Below are 2,624 nucleotides of genomic sequence, written 5' to 3'. Positions count from 1 at the left end.
CTGCTGATTCCGGAGCAAGCCGCCCACCTATTCCAGGATGATGCCGCCCACCTGTTCCGATTAATTGTCGCCCAGCATTCCGATTAATCCTCGCCCAGCATTCCGGGATGATGTCGCCCGGGGTGGCGGGATGTCGGAGAGCCCTGCTGGCCGTTTGTAAGGTCCGTTTCTTTGGCTTTGGCTGAGGAGTGGATCGATGCCGGCGGAGAGGGTTGCGATGCGGGTGGTACGCGAAGTTTTACGTTTGAGGTTTGCAGGGATTTCCAAGCGCGAGGTGGCGCGGCGTACCGGCTTGGCGTCATCGACAGTACGGGCGACGATTGCGCGTTTCCAGTCGCTTGGGTTGACCTGGCCGCTGCCCGAGACCGTCACCGACAGCGAGCTGGAAGCAAAGCTCTACAAGAACGCCGGCAAGAAGCAGGGTCATCGCCGCAGCGTCGAGCCGGACTGGTCGATCCTGCACCGGGAGATGAAGCGCAAGCACGTCACCTTGTCGATCCTGTGGGACGAGTACATCGAGGCTCACCCGGAAGGATATCGCTACAGCCGCTTCTGCGAGCTTTATCGGGCCTGGGAAGGCAAGATCTCCGTCACGATGCGGCAAACCCATTTAGGTGGCGACAAGCTGTTCGTCGATTACGCCGGCGACACCGCGCCGGTGGTAATTGACCGACTGACCGGCGAGATCAGGAAGGCGCAGATTTTTGTCGCCGTCCTGGGGGCATCGAACTTCACCTATGCGGAGGCGACGTGGACGCAATCGCTCGCCGACTGGATCGGTGCGCACACGCGTGCCTTCGAGGCCCTCGGCGGGGTACCCCGGCTTGTGGTGCCGGACAACACCAGGACGGCGGTCATCAAGGCGTGCCTGTACGAGCCTCAGGTCAACAGGACCTATACGGAGATGGCCGCGCATTACGGCATCGGCATCTTGCCGGCGAGACCGCGCAAGCCACGCGACAAGGCCAAGGTCGAAGCCTGTGTGTTGATCATGGAACGCTGGATTCTGGGCCGCCTGCGCAATAGGAGATTCCATAGCCTGGGCGAGTTGAACGAAGCCATCAGAGGATTACTGGTGCGACTGAACGACGAACGCCCGATCCGGCGTCTCGGCGTAACGCGGCGCCAGCTTCTCGAAGATCTCGATCGGCCGGCGCTCAGGCCCTTGCCGGCTGAGCCTTATGTGTTCGCCGAATGGCGCGCCCGCCGGGTCGGGATCGATTATCACGTCGATATCGACAAGCATTATTACAGCGTGCCGCATCGCTTCGCCCGTACCGAGGTCGAGGTTCGGCTCACCGGCCGCACCGTCGAAGTATTCGCCAAGGGCGAGCGGATCGCCGCGCATCTCCGCTCGAGCGGCAACGGCAAACACACGACCGTGCAAGAACACATGCCCTCCAGCCACCGGCGTTACGCCAACTGGACACTCGATCGCATCCGCAAAGACGCCGCCTTGATTGGACCGTCGACGGCGGCGTTGTGCGACCTGATCCTGGAGCATCGCCCGCATCCCGAACAGGGCTTTCGGGCCTGTCTGGGAATCGTGCGGCTGGTCAAGCCGTTCGGCATGGCCAGGGTCGAGGCCGCCGCGACGCGCGCGCTCGACATTGGGGCACGGACCTACGGTTCCGTCAGATCGATCCTCGACAACAATTTGGACCGCCACACCGACCGACCGCGCGGCCCGGACGGGGTGACGATCCTCCACCCCAATATCCGTGGCCCGCGCTATTACCATTGAGGAGATCACATGCTCACCCATCCCACCCTCGATCAGCTCAATCAACTCGGGCTGTTCGGCATGGCCAAAGCCTTCGATGGAGTCGCCGCATCCAGCGACGCCGCCGCGCTTCCGCATCTGGATTGGCTTGCGCTGCTGCTCGACCGCGAGATGACTTATCGACACGACAGAAAGCTGACGGCCAGGCTCCGGTATGCAAGGCTGCGCCACCAAGCGGCTGTCGAGGATGTCGATTACCGGGCCACGCGCGGTCTCGACCGCGCGCTATTCCAGAAGCTCGCCGAGGGCCGCTGGATCGACGCCCACGATAACGTCATCCTGAGCGGCCCGACCGGAGTCGGCAAAAGTTGGCTCGCCTGCGCTCTCGGACACCGAGCTTGCCGTAACAACCGATCCGTTCTCTATCAGCGCGTTCCCAAGCTCTTCGCCGATCTCGCGCTGGCACGCGGCGACGGTCGTTATGCCCGACTGCTGCGGGCGCTCGGGGGCGTGCAACTCCTTATATTAGACGATTGGGGCCTCGAACCTCTCGATGCCGCCGCTCGACATGACCTGCTGGAAATTCTCGAAGAACGCCATGGACGACGATCCACGATCGTCACCAGCCAGCTCCCGGTCGACAAATGGCACGATGTCATCGGCGATCCAACCTACGCCGACGCCATCCTCGACCGCCTCGTCCACAACGCTCACCGCATCGATCTCACTGGAGACAGCCTGCGCCGCACCCGCGAAAGGTCCACCAAAAAAGATTGACCATTCACAACAAGCAATGGCACAACTTTAGCAGCCAGCGAGGCACGCGCCCTGGGCGACATCATGTCGGAATCTATGGGCGGCATCATCTCGGAATGCCCGGGCGACTTCATCGGAATCCGCA

General features: G+C 62.4%; 2 protein-coding genes. Both read left to right on the top strand.

Annotated elements, in window-relative coordinates; translation table 11 throughout:
- Window positions 1–217: 217 nt before the first annotated feature.
- A complete protein-coding gene (gene istA, locus B2M20_RS12660) occupies window positions 218–1,744 on the top strand; it encodes an IS21 family transposase (protein ID WP_079447413.1) in 1,527 nt (508 codons plus the stop codon).
- 9 nt (window positions 1,745–1,753) lie between these two features.
- Entirely contained in the window at window positions 1,754–2,500 is a 747-nt protein-coding gene (istB, locus tag B2M20_RS12655) for an IS21-like element helper ATPase IstB (protein WP_009797930.1), read from the top strand.
- Window positions 2,501–2,624: the final 124 nt, after the last annotated feature.

Origin of the sequence: Nitrobacter vulgaris (assembly GCF_002028545.1) — a bacterium.
Classification (GTDB): domain Bacteria; phylum Pseudomonadota; class Alphaproteobacteria; order Rhizobiales; family Xanthobacteraceae; genus Nitrobacter; species Nitrobacter vulgaris.
This window is presented reverse-complemented; position numbering and strand designations above follow the sequence as displayed.

Bases quoted from the DNA above. Each gene is read 5' to 3' on its own strand.
- istA (WP_079447413.1), top strand. From the start codon at position 218: ATGCGGGTGGTACGCGAAGTTTTACGTTTGAGGTTTGCAGGGATTTCC.
- istB (WP_009797930.1), top strand. From the start codon at position 1,754: ATGCTCACCCATCCCACCCTCGATCAGCTCAATCAACTCGGGCTGTTC.